At 52.6% G+C, this 22,559-nt stretch carries 12 protein-coding genes and 1 pseudogene; 3 read left to right on the top strand and 10 right to left on the bottom strand.

The genetic code is table 11. The annotated features are described in order from the left end of the window. Positions 1-15: 15 nt before the first annotated feature. Both RCF31_RS25595 and RCF31_RS25590 read right to left on the bottom strand, forming a co-directional pair. Positions 16-1,746 carry a zinc ribbon domain-containing protein gene (locus RCF31_RS25595; RefSeq protein WP_416414478.1) on the bottom strand — a complete coding sequence of 577 codons (1,731 nt, stop codon included), beginning with the start codon at positions 1,744-1,746 and terminating at the stop codon, positions 16-18. A gap of 12 nt (positions 1,747-1,758) precedes the next feature. Next, positions 1,759-2,961: an N-6 DNA methylase gene (locus tag RCF31_RS25590; protein ID WP_416414477.1), complete on the bottom strand. Its 1,203-nt coding sequence runs from the start codon at positions 2,959-2,961 to the stop codon at positions 1,759-1,761. 776 nt (positions 2,962-3,737) lie between these two features. Between RCF31_RS25590 and RCF31_RS25585 the strand changes: the two genes are divergently transcribed. The 3 genes and pseudogenes from RCF31_RS25585 to RCF31_RS25575 all read left to right on the top strand — a co-directional run. Next, entirely contained in the window at positions 3,738-4,766 is a 1,029-nt protein-coding gene (locus RCF31_RS25585; RefSeq protein WP_416414476.1) for a tyrosine-type recombinase/integrase, read from the top strand. A gap of 86 nt (positions 4,767-4,852) precedes the next feature. Then, a complete protein-coding gene (locus tag RCF31_RS25580) occupies positions 4,853-5,791 on the top strand; it encodes an Rpn family recombination-promoting nuclease/putative transposase (RefSeq protein ID WP_416414542.1) in 939 nt (312 codons plus the stop codon). Between the two features lie 409 nt (positions 5,792-6,200). Next, positions 6,201-6,417 (top strand): annotated as a pseudogene (locus RCF31_RS25575) (S24 family peptidase); the annotation flags it as partial. A gap of 145 nt (positions 6,418-6,562) precedes the next feature. On the opposite strand, the gene RCF31_RS25570 reads toward RCF31_RS25575, so the two are convergent. From RCF31_RS25570 to RCF31_RS25535, 8 genes are all read right to left on the bottom strand, one after another. Beyond that, entirely contained in the window at positions 6,563-7,360 is a 798-nt protein-coding gene (locus RCF31_RS25570) for a DsbA family protein (protein ID WP_416414475.1), read from the bottom strand. Between the two features lie 72 nt (positions 7,361-7,432). Further along, positions 7,433-13,207, bottom strand: coding sequence for a MobF family relaxase (gene mobF, locus RCF31_RS25565; RefSeq protein ID WP_416414474.1), 5,775 nt, complete (start codon positions 13,205-13,207; stop codon positions 7,433-7,435). Next, positions 13,204-15,819 carry a type IV conjugative transfer system coupling protein TraD gene (gene traD / locus RCF31_RS25560; protein WP_416414473.1) on the bottom strand — a complete coding sequence of 872 codons (2,616 nt, stop codon included), beginning with the start codon at positions 15,817-15,819 and terminating at the stop codon, positions 13,204-13,206. Before traD ends, mobF begins: the two co-directional genes overlap by 4 nt. Before the next feature lie 295 nt (positions 15,820-16,114). Beyond that, positions 16,115-16,846, bottom strand: coding sequence for a complement resistance protein TraT (gene traT / locus RCF31_RS25555; RefSeq protein ID WP_416414472.1), 732 nt, complete (start codon positions 16,844-16,846; stop codon positions 16,115-16,117). A 285-nt stretch (positions 16,847-17,131) separates the two neighbouring features. Then, positions 17,132-17,707, bottom strand: a complete 576-nt coding sequence (locus tag RCF31_RS25550; protein ID WP_416414471.1) for a hypothetical protein — start codon at positions 17,705-17,707, stop codon at positions 17,132-17,134. Positions 17,708-17,725: 18 nt separating this feature from the next. Continuing rightward, positions 17,726-20,857: a conjugal transfer mating-pair stabilization protein TraG gene (gene traG, locus RCF31_RS25545; RefSeq protein ID WP_416414470.1), complete on the bottom strand. Its 3,132-nt coding sequence runs from the start codon at positions 20,855-20,857 to the stop codon at positions 17,726-17,728. After that, positions 20,850-22,217: a conjugal transfer pilus assembly protein TraH gene (gene traH, locus RCF31_RS25540; protein WP_416414469.1), complete on the bottom strand. Its 1,368-nt coding sequence runs from the start codon at positions 22,215-22,217 to the stop codon at positions 20,850-20,852. The genes traG and traH overlap by 8 nt, the downstream gene beginning before the upstream one ends. Next, positions 22,214-22,528: a hypothetical protein gene (locus tag RCF31_RS25535; RefSeq protein ID WP_299455834.1), complete on the bottom strand. Its 315-nt coding sequence runs from the start codon at positions 22,526-22,528 to the stop codon at positions 22,214-22,216. Before RCF31_RS25535 ends, traH begins: the two co-directional genes overlap by 4 nt. Between the last annotated feature and the right edge of the window lie 31 nt (positions 22,529-22,559).

Here is a 22,559-nt window from a genome sequence, read left to right as displayed (position 1 = left end):
AATAATGATCCAGGTTTAAGATAAATAATCATCAACAAAACTTTCTAACACATCAACGATACGAGTAGCTCTTTTATCGCCTATACCTTTAATCGCCAACAGATCCGCAGCAGGGTCTTGTTTAGCTAGGTAATCTCTAATGTTTTTTAAATTTGGAAGTGATTCATTTATTTTCTTATTTTGCCATTTGGTTAATCCTGGAACGGACTCAATTTTTGTTTCTAAACAAAGATTAAATGTTGAAGCATCAACCAATTGATTACCACAGTTGTGGCAAAATTTTTGATTGTCACTTAAACGCGCTGTTTTACAAGAAGCGCAAACAGGTAGGGAGAAACTCAATGATTGAAGTCTTTCTTTAGCTATGATTCTAGAGAGGCTCCTGCGTAAAGGATGTTTAGTGTTTTTTCTAGAAAACCCCTCTAGTATTTGTTTTATAGCACCACCTTTTTCATTAATGGAAAATACCCTAAGAGATATAAGGGCGGCCGCATGAGGAATATACCTATGATATATTCTTTGAGGAGTTCCATGTTTAACTTCACCTGACGAGTATATTAACCCCGCTTCTACTAAAAGGTTGAACATGCGTTCAATGATTGGTGTTAATTCATCCCTCTCAATACCAATATAAAGTTGCTTTTCACCTTTATCAATTAATTTTATATTTGCTTCTTTAAGTAAGTTTGCGAACTTATCTAATATAATTTCGCCGATAGATATTAGATCTCTAAATCTAGGTGCTTTTAGAGATAATGACCGATATTCATTAATTCTTGATTTTATATGTTCACCAACAATCGCATTTATAGCCTGCTGGCTATTCTTAAATGATCCTCTTTGATATTCATCAAGCATTGTAATGTATGCACGAGGTATACCAAAAGCAGCTATCTTAAAAACATTCTTCACATCATCAGGAACGTCATTGAGATTTGGTACTTTCTTAATTGCGATTGAATTCATAACCTGATTATACTCAGAATTATCAATTGAGATCCAAACAGGTATTGATATCGAATCTTGACCTTCATGGAATTTCGGGCTTTTTTCTGTGGTTCCTGGATATACGGAGGCTTTAGGAGCTATAGTTGTCGTTTTTAATGATCTGACAATATCTAGAAATTCAATTAAATAATCTGGTGTTAATGTTAATGCTGCATCATCCATTAAGATTACAGTGTAATTTCTTTGTGCTTGCAGCCTAATATCATCAATTATGGATAACGTCTTTTCAATGGATAGCTTTTCTACAACATTAGATTCTTTTTTCTCAAGTGGTTGCGCTCGCTCTACACGAGATACAAACTCACTCAATTCATCAATGTTAAAACCATGTCGCTCTAATGTTAGTTCAGGCTGAGTTTTATTTTCAACCCAACCATTTCTTTTATCCACAATGGCTAATAGAATTCTGGCTAATACCCATGAATGGAATTGTGCTAATGCTCCTGCACGGCTTGATAAAAGAGGCTCTAATCTAAAATATCGATTAAAAGATACATATATTGCATATGGCTTGCTTTCTATCTCTTTGCATTTAAGCCATGCAAAGCGCATCATATGAGTTTTACCACATCCCCGAGGGCCAACAATAGTTCTTAGACCTTTGTTAGTCAGCTCAGAATAAACACGTGAAAATATCTCCCCCTCTTCAGAGGTTTCATCTAATAAATCATCAAATGGGATATAATCTGCACGTTGTTGTAAAGTGTAATTTAGTAGGTCTTCGTCATTTCTAATCAATTTCAATTCCCCTCAAAAAAACAACTCCATGATGGATTTTTGTGACAGAAACTTCGCGCCTACACCTTTAGATAAGGCTTCCAGATTTTCTTTTCCAGTTGAGCTTGTTAAGTAGCTTAAAAGTGAGGGTTGATATTCATTTGGAACTCTAATCAGAATAATACAATCGCTAATCACGACTCTGCCAGAAGTAATTTGACAAACCTTTTCAGATAGGTTCCTACCAACTCTAGAAATAAGGATATCACCTTTTTCAGCAATTGTTTCATCACTAGGTAGGTGGTCTTTTTGCAATTTAAATTTTTTTTCAATTTTACATTTTCCGTTAATCATGTCTGTAATATGAAAAACTGGATAGGGCCTATCTTTGATTTTAGATGATGAGGTTTTACCTCTCGCAATGAAAGTTGCTATATCACCTAATTTTGAGCGACCTGATTTTATTTCTTTAAATTTGTGATATGAATAGTCAAGCCGTTCAAAACCTTCTGAAATAGTAATATCAACTGGAGAAAGATAGTTTAGTTCATCATCAATGCACTGCAATGTTAAGCGATCTCTAGAGTCACCATTTTTTTCAAGAACTATAATATGAGTTTTAGCATCAGTTTTGTCAAAAATTCGGCGAGGTAACTCAATAACCGATGTCACTGCATGATTTTTTAATAAGCTATGTCTTAATTGGTAATATCTTTCACCTGATACTATGCCATCAGGCAATATTAAACCTAGAATGCCACCTCGCTTTAATATTCTCAAATTCTGAGCTATAAAAAGTAATTCTGCAGATATGTCTTTTTTAGTATAAAAAACACTATCTAACCCTGCCTCTTTTAATATGATTTTGAAGTCATTTCTCCATTTTGGCTTAATGTAAGGCGGGTTGCATACTGCAGCATCGGCACTCTCAAGTTTGATATTAAGTTTTTCATGCAGATCATGGCAGAGTGCGTCAACCGTTATATGGGTTACACGGTCTGATCTATTAAGAAAGGGTGATCTTACCGGTGCATCTTGGTCTATATCAACAGTCAAAAAGTGAGCGTTGGACCAAGTTGATGCTGCAATTTCAGTCAATGCACCATCCCCAGCCCCTAAATCTACGACTAATGATGGGGACGCATGGCACATTGAGTCCACGAGAATTTTTCCGATTTTCTCATTCGTAAAATATCGGCCTAAGATATCTGTTTTACTTAAATTTGTAATCTGCATTTTCTGGCGCTGTATTTGTTTAATAGAAAATTTATCATATTTATCAGATTAATGCTTCACTCTTTTTTTTAGGGAAATTCTTATCTTATTGATTTAAAAGACTATTGTTGATAAGTTGATTTTTGACAAGCGCCTCTGGTATTTGGTCAAAGTTTAAACACCAAAGTCGGGTGTGTGTAACCATCTGATTTTAATACAAAATTATAACTTTTCTCATTCAGCATGCGACTTTCAAGTCCTAGTTCTTCTGTTTTAAATGTATGTAAAGACTCATCCTTTACCCATTAGACTATACTAAACCAAAAGTTTACCACTATTGGCCAAGGTGACAGAGCGGGTCACCACTAAAAAATCACGAAACTTTTACCTACTCAGGTAAATCCAGCAATAAGGGGAAGTGTAGTAAGGCCTAATCTTATATAATTAGGCATTTATCAGCTCCCCCTCGTAACCACCCGGCTACGACTAGTTCCTTTTCGCACTTAACTTTCTATAATAGGTCTTATGTAAGCTAACTCACTCTTCCCTGCCAATTATGGCCCTTTTGCCATGTTCCTAACTTCATATAATGGTACTTATATGAATCTGGGATCCACAGAAGGATCCGGGTATCATATGCACTGGCCCGCCGGGATCCGATACTGAACAGCTGATGGCTGGCCTGAACGCTCACAAAACAGGCATCGCTGCGTGAAATCTGCAGGAGATTACCCGGCAAAGTTTTTCAGAATTCACACAGCGACGTCTGAACAGGAATTGCCTGGAAAAAGGACAACATGACGGAAATTTCACCTGCAACCGCCCTGCTCGCACATGGAAACGGCGATATTGCCGACCGCCTGCGGGAGTTTGTCCGCGACCGGGAGGCTTTTTCTTTAAATACATGGAACCAGCTGCTGAGCGTGATGCGGATCTGCAGCCGGTGGGCAACTGAAAATGGCCGCAACTTTCTGCCAATGTCACCGGAGGACCTGCGTGACTATCTGATGCACCTGCAGGCGATTGGCCGTGCCTCTTCCACCATCGGCACGCATGCTGCGCTGATCTCAATGTTACACCGTAACGCCGGGCTGATACCGCCGACCACTTCACCGGTGATTTTCCGTGCCGTTAAGAAGATAAACCGCACAGCCGTCATCTCCGGGGAGCGCGCCGGGCAGGCCGTTCCTTTTCGCATCGGGGATCTGCTGAAACTGGACTCCCGCTGGTCCGGTTCGCCATTGCTGATGCAGACTCGTGATCTGGCATTTCTGCATACAGCCTATGCAACGCTGTTGCGGATCAGCGAGCTGAGCCGTCTGCGTGTCCGTGACGTGACGCGTTCAGCCGACGGTCGGATCATTCTGGATGTTGCCTGGACCAAAACCATTGTGATGACCGGTGGACTTATCAAAGCGCTGGGTGAGTTATCCTCTCAGCGCCTGACCGAATGGCTGACTCTGTCAGGACTGATAGCAGAGCCGGATGCGTTCATATTCGGCCCGGTTCACCGCTCGAATCAGGCCAGCGTCATTACAGTCGAGCCGCTTTCGACACGCGCACTGGAGAATATCTTTGTCCGCGCCTGGCAGGAGGCCGGACCCGGGCAGGACGCGCGGCCGAATAAAAATCGCTACCGTGGCTGGTCAGGGCACAGTACCCGTGTCGGTGCCGCCGTAGATATGGCGGCGAAAAAGTACAGTACGGCGCAGATTATGCAGGAAGGTACGTGGAAAAAGCCGGAAACGGTGATGCGCTATATCCGGCACGTCGATGCGCATTCCGGAGCGATGGTGGATTTCATGGATTCATATTCAGTTACGTGAATACGGGGAATAAGTTGCTCCTGCCCGGATGCAGGTGATCCAGACATCACTGTGATACCATAGAGTTTCCAGTCTGGATGGATCTGATTATGAAAAAGCCGACACCTGTACCGCATGACGCGGCCTTTAAGGCGTTCCTGACGCAACCTGACACCGCCAGAGACTTTATTGATTTGCATCTGCCTGCTGAGCTGCGCGCAATTTGCGATCTTAGCACGCTTAAACTTGAGTCTGGCAGTTTTGTTGAGGAAAACCTCCGCGCTTACTATAGCGACGTACTCTACAGTCTGAAAACAACCGCAGGCGATGGCTACATACAGGTACTCATTGAACACCAGTCCACACCTGATAAGCACATGGCATTCCGTCTGATGCGATATGCGGTGGCTGCTATGCAGCGTCATCTTGATGCTGGCCATAAAAAGCTGCCGCTTGTTATTCCGGTGCTGTTCTATACCGGTAAGCGCAGCCCGTATCCGTTTTCTACCGACTGGCTGCAGGAGTTTGACGACCCGGAGCTCGCAGGACGGCTCTACGGGAGTTCGTTCCCCCTGGTAGATGTCACTGTAATCCCTGACGATGACATCATGAACCACCGGAGCATGGCAGCGCTTACCCTGTTGCAGAAGCACATTCATCGGCGTGATCTGGCCGACCTGCTGGACAGGCTGGCGGTCACTTTACTGACAGGCCATCTGACGGGACAGCAGCTGATTTCGCTGATAAACTACCTGGTACAGGTGGGGGAGACTGATGACGCCGAAACCTTCATACGTAATCTGGCGCAGAGAGTGCCACAGCATGAGGATGAACTGATGACAATTGCACAGCAGCTTGAACAGAAGGGTATTGAGAAAGGCCGCCAGGAAGGTATGCAAGTGGGTGAAGAAAAAGGGAGGCTGGAAGGCAAATTAGAAGGTAAATTGGAAGTGGCCAGCAAGTTAATCAAAACCGGTATGTCTGTGCAGTCAGTAAAGGAAATTACCGGACTGTCAGATGAAGACCTGGCTCAGATCCGTCACTGATGTTGTGACGGCTTAGCTGGTGTGTAGAACACAGCGTGAGAGCAAACTTGCTGCCATTACTGAGCATCAGTTATGCAATCTCAGGCCTCACTGAACATGCTCGTCTGCATTTTAAATCTTAATATCTCTCCCCTCTTCCGAATCTCGTTTATCAGACTCATGCGGTGAAGCGGATCGTTACGCCATTAAAGCGTCACATCAATGGTTATGCTCATAAAATGAACTAATAATCATAATTTAGGATGTGGACAGCCTTTTCCTACGTTAAAAACAGCCATTTCCGGCCACTGCTGGAAACTAAATTCTCTTTCCTGACAATCTCTTCCTGAAAAGTAGCTTAACCAGACTTGATCGATCCCCTTATTCAATATTGCTGTTTATATATACAGCATGTAATGAGATTGCCACCATGAAGATGTACCGACCTGCAGAAATCTGCGCTGTTTTGGCCCTCCCCTTTTTCATTGAGCGCGTTCCCTGTGGCTTTCCGTCACCGGCGCAGGACTATGTTGAGCAGCAGCTCGACCTCAACGATTTACTCGTTCAGCGGCCCAGCGCGACTTATTTCATTAAGGGTCAGTGGTGATTCGATGATTGACGGCGGGATCAGTGATGGTGACATGCTGTCAGCATCACTGTCTGATCATAATACTCGTCAGAAGTGTTAAAGATTCTGACGCTTTTACCGAAATTTATCAGGCGCTTAAATTTAGAGTCATCCGTATATCACAGGTATTACTGGTTAGCCCGGATAGGTAGTCAGGGCTTTTTTTAGCCTTTCGTTGCCCGGGCTATTGCCTGCTGCATCGCCTGTTCACCAGCCATTCCCGGAAACACGGTGATATTCGCAGCTGTAGCATTCTCTGCCGGCATCACGATAATCCCCGGCGTCCCGGTAAGACCCAGCATGTCAGCCAGCTCATCATTGCCTTTAATCAGGGCATCAGACTGACTGCGCCCGCTGACATTTTCCGCTCCCGCACCGGCGGCAATGGCCACGCTTTCAATGTCCTGAGCCGTCAGATGGCCCTCATTATGCCCTGTGCGGTAAATCCCGTTGTGATAGGCCATATAAGCATCAGCCCCCTTCTGCCGCCAGACATCCAGACCCCGGTGGGAAGCCATTGTGGATTCCTGATAACGTCCGGCAAAGATAGTCCAGTCACGGAAGGCAAAGCGTACATTGGGGTTAGTGGCCATTACTTTCTCCATAATCGGTGCCATAGCGCTGCATACGCTGCATTCATAGTCAAAAAACTGCGTCACAATCACGGCAGATCCAGAAGGACCTTTCACCGGTACTCCATCGAGCTGCATCAGCAGGCGATGGCTGTGTAACACGGCGGATACCAGGGCCTGCCTCTGGAGTTCGGTCTGGCGAGCCTGTAATTTCCGGCTCACTTCAATCAGCACTTCGGGGTGGGTCACCAGGTATTCTGTCGCAATCTCACCGATTCTCGCCTGCTGTGCCGGCGTGAAATCTGCCTCCTCTGCCGCAAATGCATTAACGGTGGCAAAAGACGTACTCAGGACCAGCGCAAGCGCGGCCACTTTAAACATTTTTTTCATGGAAATATCTCGTAATCCGGCAATCAGCCGGAGGGGGCATGTTGACTGCCGGAATGGGACCGGCAGTAGTGATTAACGTTCTTTCTGGATATTTCGGACCCTGCCATGGGAGAGTTCTTCCCGTTCAGGCTGCCGTCCTCTTGTTTCCGGCGGGATCTCAGGCTGACGCTGTCTTTCCATTTCACGTGCTGCACTCGCCAGCATTTTTTCTGACAGGTCATTCTGCATATTCTTTAACGGTGCCCGGTTCCGGTCCTGTTCTTCCTGTACCTGCTTCAGCACGCCTGATGGAATCGTTTCACCCGGGGTGATGTCAGAAGACCGGCGAAAATCTGTTGGGATCTGAGCACCTGAAAGCGCACTCAGGACCGCCTGCACAGCAGCGCTGTCCGGCAGATTGTTTTCGCCTGCAAGCGCAGTGGAAGCCTGGCGGACCAGCGCCGCATAATCGGGTTCTTTTTCGCCCGGGAGTGACTGCAGCTGCTGCTTTATCACGTCTGCAATGCGAGTAGTCAGCGAATCACGCACCTCCACGATGCTCCTGATATCGGCTGCTTCCTTCTGTGGGGTTCTTTCATCCGACATCTGAAAGTCCGGCAATCTCTGTGATTTTTCCACGGCCTCAAGCGCTGAACGAAGCACCGCTTTTTCATCAGGGACAGAAGCATCCTCCGGAAGGGCACGAAGTATGTCCTGCAATTCTGACTGCACCAGCCGCAGAAGCGTCTCATCCGGACGCGAGGCCTGTCCGGGATGCCCGCCCGCCACCTTCAGCAACTGAGAAGAAGGAGACTGCCTGCCGGTCAGCAGCAGTATGCCGACCTCCGGTCTGTCACGCGCTGCAGCCAGTCCCTGAGCAAGGTCGCTGACAATCACGGTTTCACCGTTCCGGCTTTTCTGGAGAATCGCGGCCTGTGCCCCGTCAGTGGCGAGCTGCCGCGGATTGCCCGCTGCGATAACCCCCTTATCATGGTTCAGTGGAACAAGCGTCAATCCTGCAGTCTTGCCGTTAGCGTCATACGCCGGCAGAGCAAGGTGGGGTTGCGGGTACTTCCGTGTGGGCGGGATGATCCGGGCCAGAACGGGCGCGTTACTGAGTCCGTTCCCCTTAAGAAACGCACGACCGATGGCCGTTCTGGAAACCGCCTGTCCCATTCCCCATATGCCCCGCGCCTGTTTACGCTCAGTTTCCGGCGACAGAGCATCATGCGCCGTTTTAAACCCCTTCTCCTCGCGGAGCAGCGCCTCTTTCCAGCTTTTCAGGCTGTCGGTATAGACCTGGACATGCTCCTTCGCCCTTGAGAGGCTGATGTAAAAAGCCCGCATACCGCTCATCACACCGCGTCGCCCCAGCCCGCTTTCAAGCGCAATGACAAACCGGCTGCTGGCTCCCTGTGCCCCGTACCCTGTGACCGCCCAGGCATAGTCAATGTGCCGGTCTGCCTGTGTGTCCCCCGGAGAGATGACCTTGTCGCCGGTCGATCCACTCAGCACAATTTCGCCGTTGTCCCGCACCTGCGACACCCTGTACTGATCGTGTGCTGCGTGCCCCGCCTGCCGCTGGGTCTTGCTCATCCTGACGCTGTCCCCCGCGCGCAGCTCCAGCGTCTCCTGCCTGAACACCTCGATTTCGGTCGCGTTCAGTTCTGCCGGAGAGTAATAACGCATCCGCCCTTCCTCATCCCGAAGCAGCACATTCTGCGTGCCCCGGTCCACACCCGTCACGCTGAGATACCGATCGCTGACCAGCACCACCTGACCGGACTGCCACGACTCAATACGGTTAAAATCATGGCGTCCGCTGCTGATGCGTTCCAGCACCGGCACCGTGACAGCTTTCGTGCCAAGCTCACCGGCATCCACCATCGCCTGATGTATACCGGCGTTTATCGAACGCCGGTCCTCGTTGAGCGACACCACAATAAGTGTCTCTGCTCGTGCGGCAGGCGTGCGGCTCATGTAGTCCGCGACCACAGCGTCCGTCACGCCGGGCGCGGGCAGTTCCATGCCATTTTCGTCCTTTTCCGGCGGAGGTACTTCCGTTACGGACCGGGCTGGTGCAGCGCTGCCTGCCTGGCGGGGTACCGCAGAGGGCAGGACCTGGTCAATTTTCTCCAGCGCCGCCGCCGCTTTGTTCTCAATAACGCTGTAGACCGCCCCACGCAGATCATCGCTGAGCTGGCGTTTGATTTCCTTCATCACGGCGACATCTATCGGGCTGCGCTCCTGAAGCAACCGGAACGGCGCACCGCTTTCCGGTGATTCCAGCTGCGCCACGTCACCGACCATCACTGCCCGGCCGTTTCCGGCCGCAATGGCACGGAGGGCTTCGGCGGTATCCTGGTTACCGAGCATGGACGCCTCATCAATCAGGAACAGCCTGCCGGCATAGCTCACCTGCTCCCCGGCAGCGGTACGCTGCTGCCAGTCTACCAGGAAGGATTTCATGGTCTGGCCATCGATACCGATGCCGCGCATTTCCTTTACCGCGCGGTGCGTCGGACCCAGCCCGATAACGACCGGTCTCACAGCCTCTGGCAGCGTATCGATGGCATTTTTCACCGCGCTGAACTGCGTGGTTTTTCCCACGCCTGCGTAGCCCTGTACTGCTGTGAAACGGTCAGTGCTCTGCAGGATCAGGGCCGAGGCCTGCCGCTGACCGGTGGTCAGGGTGGCCGGCAACACGCCCCCCGGACTGGCCATCAGCGCCGCCTGAGTGTTTTTACCCGCCTCAACCTCCCGGATAATCGCTTTCTCCATTTCCCAGGTGGCGCGGGCGACGTAGCGCACCTCTCCGCCGTATGGCACCCGGATGAGTCCCCCCTCTTTAACCTGCCGCGCAATCTCATCACTCAGCCCCTGCGTACTGCCGAGGAATCCGGCTGCCTTCTCAGTCAGCATCGCTGACGAAAACGCCACCTCGCGCATATTGGACACCGCGCGCGACAAGGCCTTCTGGGTATCGGTCAGCAGGCCCGCCTTCAGTGCATCAATGGCCTCACCCGCCTCCTCCCGCCCGCTAAGCTGGCGTACCAGCGCAAGCGGCGAGCGGTTATCACGCAGGCGCCCAAGCTTTTCTTCCGCGCGTGACTGAGCCTCACCGGTGAAAATTTCCGCCAGGCTGCCGGACTGAGCGAGCATGTTCATCATGTTAGCCGACAGGTCGCGCGCACCCAGTGATGCCAGTACGGTCCCGTGCTCACTGTCCCGGCTGCCTGGCGCGCTGACATAACCGTGCGTGACATAGAGCGGGCTGTCCGTTGCAAGACGTAACGGTCTTTTCTGCCCCTCACGCACGACAGTCAGCTCACCCGGTCCGGCTGACGTTACCGTGAGGCGATCGCGCGCTTTCAGACCAGCCGCTTTATCGGCAGCGAGCACGAAAAGCTGCTCTCCCTGCGCCACACTCAGCTCGCTCTGCGTAAACAGTCTCCAGTCCCCGGTCAGCGCGCTCAGCTTCACACGGCTCAGTACCCCGTCACTGTCAACCAGCGACAGCATGCGGGTGTCCTCGTGCACCCGATCAATGACGTAATGACGGGTTTCCTCTTTTTCCGTGCGGTCTTCGAGCACCATACCGGCCCGGTAGGTTCCCGGCAGTTTACGTGCCTTTGTGGTCACAAAAACCGGTGTGCGAGCCTGCACGGTGACGGTCTCCCGCTCCAGTTTTCCGGCGTTCATGAGCGCCTCGCGGATAGCACCTGTCAGATGCTGCTGCTCACGCGCCCCCACCACCACCGCCGTGACCGGATTATCCTGGCCGCTCAGGTCGGCAAACCGATCAGCCATCACCTGATAGCGCTCCCGCTTATCCTGAATGCTGATAACCCGGGCTTCCATCTCTGGACCCGGCCCGGTCAGGGCAAAACGTTCAGCTCCTGCGGAAGCCAGTACGGACAGTGCACTGGCGTTTGACTGACGTCCGGCGCTGTCCAGAAACAGCAGCTGCGCGTTTTTCTCCCGCGCCTCACCGGTCAGGACCAGCATCTCTTTCAGACCCAGCTTTTCTGCCCCTTCCACGATAAGCGTGCTCTGCACCCCCAGGCTGAATGTACTGTCCAGTACACGGCTTCGGGAAAGGATATCGCTCTTCAGCAGGGCGGATTTACCCAGGCTCAGGGCGCGCTCCGCGGAACTGACCAGCACCTTCACTTCACGCCCCTCTTCACGTGACAGCGTCACCAGCGCCTCTGCCGTTTCCCGCAGACTCTGCACTGACGCAGGTGCACTCAGAATGGCCACCGGCGCACGAGAGACCTGCAGCAGATGCTCAGGTGGTTCCTTTTTCGGGACTCTGAAGCTGACGACCGTATTTTCCCGGAGAATCTCTGCCGTCAGAGACTGTACGGACAATTCATCGAGCAGGTGTATATGCGAGGTGAACACCCCTTTCTCACCATCAAGCGGTGTCAGCAGGTCCTCACCGATGGCCTGGTCGATTGCCCGACGCAGAGCAGGAAGGGGTTGCTGTATCTCACCTGACTCATGTGCCGTCAGCAGCAGATCACCATAGGTAAAACGTGTACGGTTGTCGCTCAGCACGGAGATGGCGTTGCGGACTGCCGCCATCGCCTCCGGGATGTCAGGTAAGGCTTCCCCTGGCACTTCAAATGTTGCCTCACGGGCTTTCGCCTCGCTTATCACACTTCCGATATCGAAACCGATGTCCTCCATCTGGCGCTGCCAGCGCTGGCGCAGGCGTTCACGGCCATCCTCCGTCTCAGGTTTCACGATTGGTACTTCCTGCTCCTCCTGAAGGGCCGGATCATGCTCTGCCGGTGCCCGACTTACGCCGGCAGGAACAGCCACATCCGGTTCACGTTCGCCTTCAACCGGTTCACCTCTGGCGAGCGTATCCCCCTGATCCTTCCCGAACACCGGTGCATCCTGTTCCTCTCCGGCTTCCTGGTTCCGTTCTGACTGTGCAGGTGTCGCCAGTGCAGGAGCTGTTCCTTCCGGACTTTTTTCGCCAGAGGACGGGCTGACGTTATCCTTTTCCGGGTATGGTCGTCTGCCTTCACCGTAGCGACTGATGTCCTGCTTACGCTGACGCGTATCCAGCGCTGCCACATCCCGGCTTTTCAGCGAGGCATCTTCACCGGACCGATCAAGTATTTCACGGTGCCGCGATGAAAACTCGTCCAGCACTTCTTCGGTAAATCCCTTGATTTCCCACAGGTCGTGCCGGCCGCCTGTGGGCTGGGTCTCATAGCCGATGGCTTCAGCCTTCCCTTTAAGCACGCTGCGATAGATTTTTCCGTAGGTTATCTGGTTACGGTAAGCCGTTTCGATAAAGCCGGCACCGTGAATGTAGTCCGTCGCCAGCGCCTTCCATTTCCCGTCGAGTTCCGTCACGTTGGCGAGTACCGCGTGCGTATGTATCTGCGGGTCGAGGTTACGCGAGGTGTCGTGCGTGAATAGTGCGGCCACCATTTTTCCGGTAGCCACAATTCGGGTCACGCCATCTCTGGTGTCGCGCGCGCTCACCATCTGCTCCATGATGGACAGCGTTTCTTTTACTGCCTCATGGTGTGCTTCCAGCAGGCGCTTATCGCCACCGGCAAGGATAAGCATCGAGACGCTTTTGGGGGCGGAAAAGGTAAAGTCATGGCCCGGCCGGTGGACGTGACTACCTTGCACGTCTTTACCCAGTACCACGCCGTTAGGAAGAGAGCCGTGCAGTATGCCGGTAAACGTATCCAGATCCACCGGACCTTCCAGCCCGAGCTCACGGGCTCCCTCGCCCAGCCACTGCGTCGGCATGTCGTCCAGAAAGTAGTAGTTATCCTTGCTGCTGTAGTAGCTGGCAGCGTCGGCAGCAGAAGCCACCGGGGCAACGGTCATCATCGCTCATACCCTCCCGGGTCCAGGCTGTCGCTCATCTCCTGATACGCCGCATAGTCATCACGGTGGCGCAGGATATTCTTCTCTTCGTCGGCCATGCGGGCGTTCGCCCCGACGTATTGTTCGGCATAGGCTTCCTCACGGCTTTCCGGCTCACCTTTGCTATGTCCGCGGCTTCGCACTGTCAGCCTCCCGGCGTCATCTTTTTCCGCCTGCATATTCAGCTCAGGGGCTTCTCCCTGCGCGTCGCCGGTCGAGTCAGTGTCAGTTTCCGTTTCGTTTTCAGCGGCGGCAGACCTGTTAGCCCTTTTCGCCAGCATGTCCAGCGCACTGACACCCGGCACAACGGGTTTCGCTGCCAGTGACGGGACGACCGGACGCACGGAACGTTCAGGTGCAGACGTGGAGGGAATGTTCTTCACCACCGAAGGGGCGGGTACCTGTTCCTCTGCTGACGGTGTGGCGGTGACGGCTCGCTGCGGAAACCGGCGGATATTTGACTGTGGGGTACCGGAACCATCGACCGGTGCGGAAGTCTGTCGTCCGGTTTGGGCGCCAGGGATATCTGACAAAGAGGGTGCTTCCGCTACCATTGGGGGACGCTCTGCGGGCACGATATGCACTTTTACCCGCTGCAGTTCCGGTGCCGCCGGAATGCCGGATACCTGACTCTCAGGCCGCTGAGAATGTTTTGCGGACCCGGGGATAACTGAGTGTGCAGGTGCTGATTCAGGCATGGAAAAGGTCTCGCGAGTGCTGCCTTCCAGCATCTCCTCACCGGTCGGGAAGCGGATCTGTGCTGCCGCTGCCGCGCGCTCGTTACCGGCAATAATGGATTCAAGTTCCGGGCTGAGGCGATCGCGGAACTCACGATCGATGAGCGCCGGATGATTTTTCTTCTGTTTCCGGTATTTCAGGCTGAGCTTCACCACGGGGTACTCACCCGGCAGGCGCACGTAGAAGCGCAGGTTCGGCATCTTCATGATCACGTCATAATCGACGATGGGTTCGTTAACCTTGTCTTTGCCGATAGAAATACCGTCACGGACCTGGTCAAGACCATAACTGTTCTGCTCACGCGGCTCGCGTCGCCGCTGATGACCGAGCTCCTCCTCAACCATTTTCGCCACTTCTGCGCTCGGTGAGCGGCCATATGCGCGGGTGTTCAGCAGGTCAAAAATGGCTTTGGCCATTTCCCGGCCGTAGATGTGCACCAGCTGCGGGATATTCTGGATACCCAGTACGAAGCAGCCGCCAAACTTGCGCCCCTCGGCCAGCGTTTCGTTCAGTTCGGGGATTTTCTGCAGACCAGCGATCTCATCGCCGACGAACCACACACGTCGCTCACTGTTTTCCCCCATGCTCTGTAGCAGCAGAGTAGCCAGCGACAGCCACATGGAGATCAGCGGACGCACCGCCTTGCGGTGACGGGCCGTGGTAGAAATAAACAGCCAGCTGCTGTCGAACTCCGGGCTGGTCATCCACTCGCGGATGCTAAACTCCGGCTTCCCCTCTTTATCCAGTCCCTGCAGGTAACGGAGTGACTTGGCATAATTAGTCAGCACCGAACGGATAGAGATAGCTGTCTTCTCGATTTTTTCTTCGACCAGGTTGGCCGATGGTGTGTTCTTCAGAAATTCACGCAGGCTTTTCAGATCGATGGAAAGCAGAGTCTTCAGGAACTTCTCAATACTGCGGTCCGGGTCGGGTGCAAACTGCATCGCACCGTCGCTGAAGATGGTACGTGAGGAGGAAACCCAGAACGGGTCAGAGTCTCCTTCAACCGGCATCAGTGCTGCGGTCATGTTTTCGTAATCGACCACGTCACGGCACTCACGCCACATCACCCAGTTTTCACAACGTTTATCGTGCGGGTTGAGGATTTTATCGCGATGCGGATTGTAGTGCGTCTCGATAAAGGTGCAGCCGGAGTCGTAGATAATGGCGCGGTCACCACGACGACGGATGTAATCCAGCAGCCAGCGGATGAGCGTGGATTTCCCCACGCCGATGGTGCCGTGGATGAGGTAATTCATCACCTCAGCATTCTTTACCATGTGCAGCCCGCCAATCTGCAGGTCAGACCGCTCTCCGGCTTTCTTCAGAAGCCGGTTCACTTCTTTAAGGTTCTCCGTCAGCGTCATACCGGAGATGAACTCGTCCTCGCTCTCCTTTTTACCAATACGGCCGACGTACCAGACAATAAGGGTCCACAAAGCAAAAACTGTCAGGCCACATGCTGCTGACAGAAACTTGAGGTTGGCCACAAAAGCATGGCCCATCTCCTGCATCCAGGGGTCAGCCAGCAACTGTGACGGCGTCATTTTCGTTGTGCACAACTGCGAACCATCTCCGCAGTGCCAGACAATACTCCAGGTGGCACTGGTGGTGCCGGGAGCCAGCCCCAGCAGAGAATGGGTCGGCCACGCGGCCCAGTACCAGAAACCGTTATGCAGCACATCATCGGGCGTAGTCAGCCAGAACAGCACCGCCACGGAGACAATGAACAGCATCAGTATCCAGTGAAATATCCAGTTGCTGACCTGACCAAACATGCGCAGACGGTAGGCCGTCATCTGACCGCCCTGCGTGAGGTATTTCGGGGTGAAACTCATAAAGACTCCGGATGACGCGCAGGAACAACCCGCCCCGGACAGGGGCAGGCAGACATTACGGGAGAAATGAGAGAGACGGTCCGCAGACGGACTCGTCAGAGATGTAACAGAAAAAAGCGCGTGTTATACCGCGCGGGAAAAGCGGGCATCCTGTTGTTCGGAGAGAAGCAGTTGTGCTCTCCTGGAAGATGCCCACACCGGGTTAGAGCAACCGGCAGGCCAATCAATATTCCTTTTTTCAGTGACCTGCAATATGACAGAGACTCCGCGAAAAGGAATCATCACAAAAAAGGTTTTACATAATTCCGGCGACTGACTTTGCCAGCTGTGCTTCAAGGACCGGCTTCGCTTCTTCAAACTTGAGGTTAACCTTGTTGGCGTTCGATACGATACGGGTCTGGTATTTCATGCGGTTCCCTTCCTCGCTGCTGGTCTGCAGCTTAATACCGGAAGTTCCCTGACGCAGGGCCGCCACGTTATCCGTGGTCACTGTTGCCTTGCTGCGTTCAGAAATCTGCAGATCGGTCACCATCGTGTAGTTCGTATCCTCAACCATTGCATCTGCCGCCATACCAGCCAGACCGGCAGCAAGTCCTACACCGAGGATAGCTCCACCGGAATTACTGTTATACGCGGTAATACCGCTGCCCAGCGCCGCGCCCATTGCCGCACCTTCATAGCCGCTGGAGAGCAGCCCCTGCGCATCACGCAGGTCCATCTTATCGGCCTTCAGTACGTTGGCCTGAATCCAGTAATAGGCTGAATCAGGCGATGACGTCACCGTATAGCCTTTGGCCTGCAGGTCCTGCGCCAGCAGCGTCTGAAGATCACTCATATCTTTGTCAGACGTGTTGCGTACCTGGAGATAGACCGTTTTCTGGCTTGATGGCTCCAGCCAGATAGTCTGGCTCATCTGGGTTTTAACTTCGAGGTTGCGTTTTTTGATAGCGGTGCTCATTGCACCACAGCCGGACAGTAACAGGGTTGTAGCAGCAATGGCCGCCACAAATACTTTGCGGTTGTTCATATACGTATCCTTGTCTAACGATAAAAGAGGGATGGTCACATCCCGTGGTTTTGAATAAGTTGAAACTGTGGGAAGAAGAGCTTTCGGCCAGGTGCCGGAAGTGTTGTTCCTGAACAAAAAGATGGAATGACGCCGAAGCCTCAATCTAGGACAGGGATAAAAGTTGTGTCGTTTTTAGGCATAAGAAAACCGGGTTACTATCCCGGCTTTCAGATATTCATGCTGAGGTTTCTCAGAGCTTCCCCTTCGGTGAAGTTGACGAAGGAAAAAAACAAACAAATGGGGTTAAATATTTTTAATAAGATTGCTGATTTTTTCAAGAGCCAGACCAGCTCCGAGACGATTCATTTCCATTCCAACAACCAAGTTAACAATAAAAAACAAAGCCAACTCTGCAGCTGGCACACCAAAAGCAAGCCATGAAACGAAACCAGATAATATCGCTGAAAGAATCATTATTACTAAGAAAAACACTACTGTTTTTTGAACAACCTTTCTCAGTTGATTTAAAATAAGAGACTTTTTACGCAATTCCTCTGAGAGCGTTAGATACATAATAAGATTGTTATAGGCCATGAAAGAAAAAAGCAACCCTATAATAGCAGTAGGTACAAGCACGACCCATCCCTCAGACACTAAATAATTGGCGTAGCCTTCAGAGGATATATATGAATACTTAAGTGAATCGATAAAATACAACACCCACGTACTAATTAAACTCAAAAAAATCGATACGGCCGGTATAAAAAAACACTTTTTAAGCAAATCTGAATTGGATGGAATAATTCTGCCTCCTGCCGAAATTTTATCGGTCAGCATGGTTATATCTGCATCAATCTCTGCTTTTGTGAAATTGTTCATTTTCCCTCTCCAATTCGATTATGAGGCTTTTCTCTGCTGCGCCCTAAGTGCATCGATTTTTTCTTTAAAGCTGTCTCTTTTTTCTGAGCTATCCCAAACAGGTAACGTTTGTTTCAAATCTTCTTCAGTACGGCCTATTTGCTGACTCTTCACCGCACCCTGATGCTCATTCCTGAGTATATCACTGGACGTCTGAACAGTGGTTTTATTTTCAGCGATTTTGCCGTCATTCTGCCTGACAGTTTCCATGTCGGCAGATCTTTGTTCTGCCACGCTATCAGCCACACTGTGACGAATGCCCGTCCCGGACGCCTGTTCGCTGACCAGCTCCGAACTCTGCCGGAAATCACGGGTCATCAGTTCTGACGGTGCGCCTGCCGGGCCGTTCAGATTACGCTCCCGTGTACCCGTCCTGACCTCTCCGGTTTGGCTGATACCTGGGCGTGAACTCTGCGCTTCTGCAGAAACGGCACGATGAGTAACCGCTGCGGATTCATGCATAACGCCCTCTTTTGCTGACGGGATTTCCCCTGCGGAATGTGCATGCGAGCTCTGAGCTGACCTGTGCGCCGGGCCATCAGTGTCACCGGACGCACTTACCGTTCCGCCGTCGCCATATTGCGCAGGCTGCCCCGGCACATCCAGCGAACGTGACGCCTGCAGCGGCTCACCGTTTACCTGATCCGTGCGGGCGCCGTAGTTCTGCATGATTTCCGGCTCAAGCCGCTCGTGCATAAATTCCGTGGCCGCAGCCTGCGCGCTTCTGACGTTGGTCAGGACGTTCTGTGCATCGCTGCCAAACTTTGCGGTACTCCAGTCCACAAACTCCTGATTGTAGTTCGCATCCAGGCTGGCACTCTGCGTCTGTGACAGCGTGGCCATGCGGCTGAACTCCTGGCTGCGCGTGCTGCTTTCCGTGTACTGATGGTACTGGCTTTTCGCATCGTTCAGGGTTGCCGCAAACTGTTGTGCCTGCGAATTTGACTGATTGTCCGTATGGCTTCCGGATTCGCTCAGGCGGGTTGAAGTGACCATATCCATTCCCTCGCGGAAGTCGCGGGCTTCCTGACTGCTCTCGTCATGACGGTTATCATGGCCCTCGGCGTGGCTGTCCTGCGTACCGTGCGAGCTGCCTGACGTATGCCGCCAGTCGGTATTGATATTACCTTCTCCGCCAGCGCTGAGTCCGGTAGCCCACTTGCCGAGCTTACCGGCCAGCTGGTCACCCGAGTCAAATTTCACATAAGCCCTCGCGCCTGCACCGGCGCTGCCCTGATTGCTGATATCCATAAGCTGGTTATAGGCCTGCTGCTCAGAGATGTTATGCGACTTCGCGTAGCTTTCCACGGCCGACTGCATTTTGCTCGCCCCGCGGCTGATGTTCGTGGCCACGCTGCTGTCGCTGCCCTGCGTCAGGCTGTCACTGTTGCCGCTCTGGTGCGTCAGCTGGTTCATCTGCTGGAAGCCGCTGGTCACGCTGTGGTTATAGCCATCAAGCGAGCTCTGTGCCTGCTGCTGTGCCTGTCGCGCCTGCTCAGAGAAACCGCTGCTGGCAAGCGCACTGAGTCGCATATTCACCGGCAGATTCGATATCGCCCCGCTTGTGTCATACACGCTGTGTCCGTCCGCCGTCTGGGTGTGCATCGAGCCGTTACCGGTCTGGAACGCCTGCTGTCCTGACCTGTGCATCATGTTGGTGTCGAACTTGTTCGCATTAACGTTATCCATCGACATGTTGTTAAACGACCAGTTGCCATCAGCCGCCGTGGATGCCTGTCCGCCGGTTGCAAACGCCGCCGAACTCATCATGCCACCCACCGCCTGAGAGGCTATTGAGGCAGCACCTTTGGTCAGGAAAAACGCCAGCACCGGTATCGACATACTGAGATAGCCGGCAATATTTGCCGCATCCGAATGCTGCAGCGCCACCTGGTCCTGATTTGCCAGCACCAGCGCCGTGCCGCCGGTTTTCGATTGCAGGTAGAAGTTAGCCAGCGAGTTGAGAATAGCGAACATCACCGGCCACATCTGAAAGTAGAGAAAACCTCCGGCATAGAGCTTCAGGGTGTTCAGTCCGAAAATGCTGTGGTTAACCAGCGCAAGTGCAATCACCAGTGGGAACAGCCCGATGAGAACCAGCATCATCAGCGACTGGAACATCGGCAGCGTGCGTGCCGCAATCACTCCGCCGGCACTCCAGCTGATACGCTGTTTGGTCAGGCTGGACTCCGTCGCCAGATTGAGCAGGTTGGCCGTGTCCGACGATCGGGCGGCAAAGCCTTTCCAGCCATCCCGGATAGCCGCATTCGTGACGTTATTACGCATAATCTGCGAGGCGTTTAAGCCTCCGGTGTAAAAAAAGTTGTAGCTGTCGTCCATTGCACTGCTGAGCAGGGAATCAGCATCAATACGGCTGCCAAACAGGCGCGTCGCCAGCGCGTGCCAGGTGGTACCACCGATACTGATATCAGCACCGATAAGATTCTGGATGACCGCCGCCGCCTGCTGGCAGGTGATGAACTGACGACCGCCACCGGCATCCTGATACAGACCGCGCAGCGGACTCGGATTACTGGTAATAAGCGACAGCGGGTCTGTGCTGTTCAGCAGCTGCGACACGGTATACTTGTTATTCAGCAGGATATCGCCCACCACGCAGTTTTCCACGTAGTCGGTCATCATCTGCGCCAGCTGCGGGTTCTGTGTCCGGAAATCCGATGACTGCGCGACAACCTGTGAACCAAAAAGCATCCCCGATTTCGTGTAGGTCAGCGAATCCGGGCGCGCCAGCGCATAGTCATATAGCTGTGCCACCCCGAAACCGCCGCCTGTCGTCAGCCCGGCAATCGCTGCCAGCCCCGCCGGGACGTTATCGACCTCGTAAATCCCTGCCGGGTCCGTGATATCAATAATCTGCACGCTGCGTTTCGGAACCAGCAGCACCGATGTGATGACAAAAAAGAGCGCTAACCAGTGCACAAACACCATCGGATTGCGCGATTTGATGAAACTAGCCATCACGCCGAGCACGCCAAACAGCCCTACAATCCGCCTCAGCGTGCTGAACGTATCCGAGCCAATAATGGTGACCACGCCGTTAAACGTCTGCCGCCACATGTCTCCGCCATAAATGGTCCAGACTTCAGTCATTGCCTGTTCCCCACTGATAATTGCCCTGATAGGACGTTGAGATAATGGTGGATACCTGCTGCTGCAGGTACTGCATGTTGCGGTCAATCCCGTCCAGTGCATTCTGGTCTGCGGTGGATTGCAGTTTCATCTGCGCCAGCAGCGACTGTGCACTGGCGACGTTATTGCGCAGCTCACCGGCTGCCTGTTCCGGGAAGTTCTTGCCCGCCAGCGACTGACTGGCCTGTTTAACCAGCTCCTGCAGGTACTGCATCATCATGTCCTGCGCGATAAAGTCTGCCACCTGGATAAGATAAGTAGGGCTCATCCCCATGCTGCGCGAGTTGGTCAGGTACTTCATGACCGGCACCGACGTGGTATTAATAAAGCCCTTCTCCTGGTCTGACAGGCCGGTATCTGAACTGAGTTTGTTATCAATCGAGATCATCAGGTTGCGTACCTGCGTGACCAGTGCCACGTCGCTGCTGACGGTGACGTCCTCGACGGTCGGGCCGAGACAGAGATCCGGTTCGTCGCAGCCATAGATTTTGGCGCTGCCACCGCGCATCAGTACGGTGATGATGTCGCGGTTATCAACAAGCGGTGAAAGGATGGTGACCTGTCCTTCTTTGTTAAAAATGATGGAGCCGACCACACTCATGACCAGCTCCTTCAGTTGCCGGTTACCGTCGAAAAGGTGATTACGTCCCAGCGCATCCCAGATAAGGTTTTTGTTTTTCAGCACCTGATCTTTTTCATTATCAGAGGCCCGGCCGGTCACGCTGTCACCCTGTCCGCCCACCGTACAGCCCTGTCGTGAAGCCGCCCAGTCCGAAAAGATATTGTCTTCACCGGCAATGTCCTGACAGATTTTCTGGTTCGATACCTGAGAGACTGGCCACAGGCCGCCGATGATCCCCTGCGCCGCCTGGCACGAACTCATGTTGGCGGAGTTAACGTCAGACGCCAGCTTTTGCAGGAAGTCTTTTGCCTGCTTGAGTTCCGGCACCATCGTCTGCAGGGCAAGGTCAAAAGCGTAACCCGCTGCGTTGCTCATGATCTGCTTCACAAAGCGCTGAAGTTCATCACCGTTGATGAACGAAAACGCCCCCAGATACGCATCGATCCCCCCACAACCGGCATTAAGCGAGGGCACCTGCATCGAGATCAGCTGCACCTGCTTGACCGGTGTGCGCAGGTAGACCGAACCGCCGGTAAAGTAACCGGCTGCCTGCCCCTGCCAGGCCTGTGCCTTTGAGACGTTACCGTCAAAGCCGAGGCTGCCAAAAAATCCGTTCAGGTCTCCCTGGACATCAGCCAGCGCCGGGCTGCTGATAACCAGGGCTGTAATGGCTGAAAGTAATAGCTGCCGGCATCTCATTTCATCGCCTCCGGGAATGTTTTATGTCGTTTCATCGGTTCAGGGGTTTCCATAAATCCATGCCGGCGCAGCGTGATGCTGACCAGAGCGCCGCAGGCAAAACCTCCGGCCAGAGAGAGAAGAAACAGCAACGGAAAGGCCCGCATGCCGTTCATCAGCTGCCCATCCGGGCCACCCATCGCCAGTTCTATCGTGCGGTTAAGCAGGTCACAGACCAGCCAGGCGTAAAGCCCTGCTGCAGCCAGGAGTGACACACAGACGAGCAGCAGCGCCGACTCGAACCGGGAGAAGGTTAAAGGGGTCTCGTACATGTTTTTTTCCGAAAGGCGACAGCCGTCGCCG

This window comes from Pantoea sp. App145 (assembly GCF_047947045.1).
Classification (GTDB): domain Bacteria; phylum Pseudomonadota; class Gammaproteobacteria; order Enterobacterales; family Enterobacteriaceae; genus Pantoea.
Note: the sequence above shows the minus strand (reverse complement) of the source record. Positions and strands in the feature narration are given on the sequence as shown.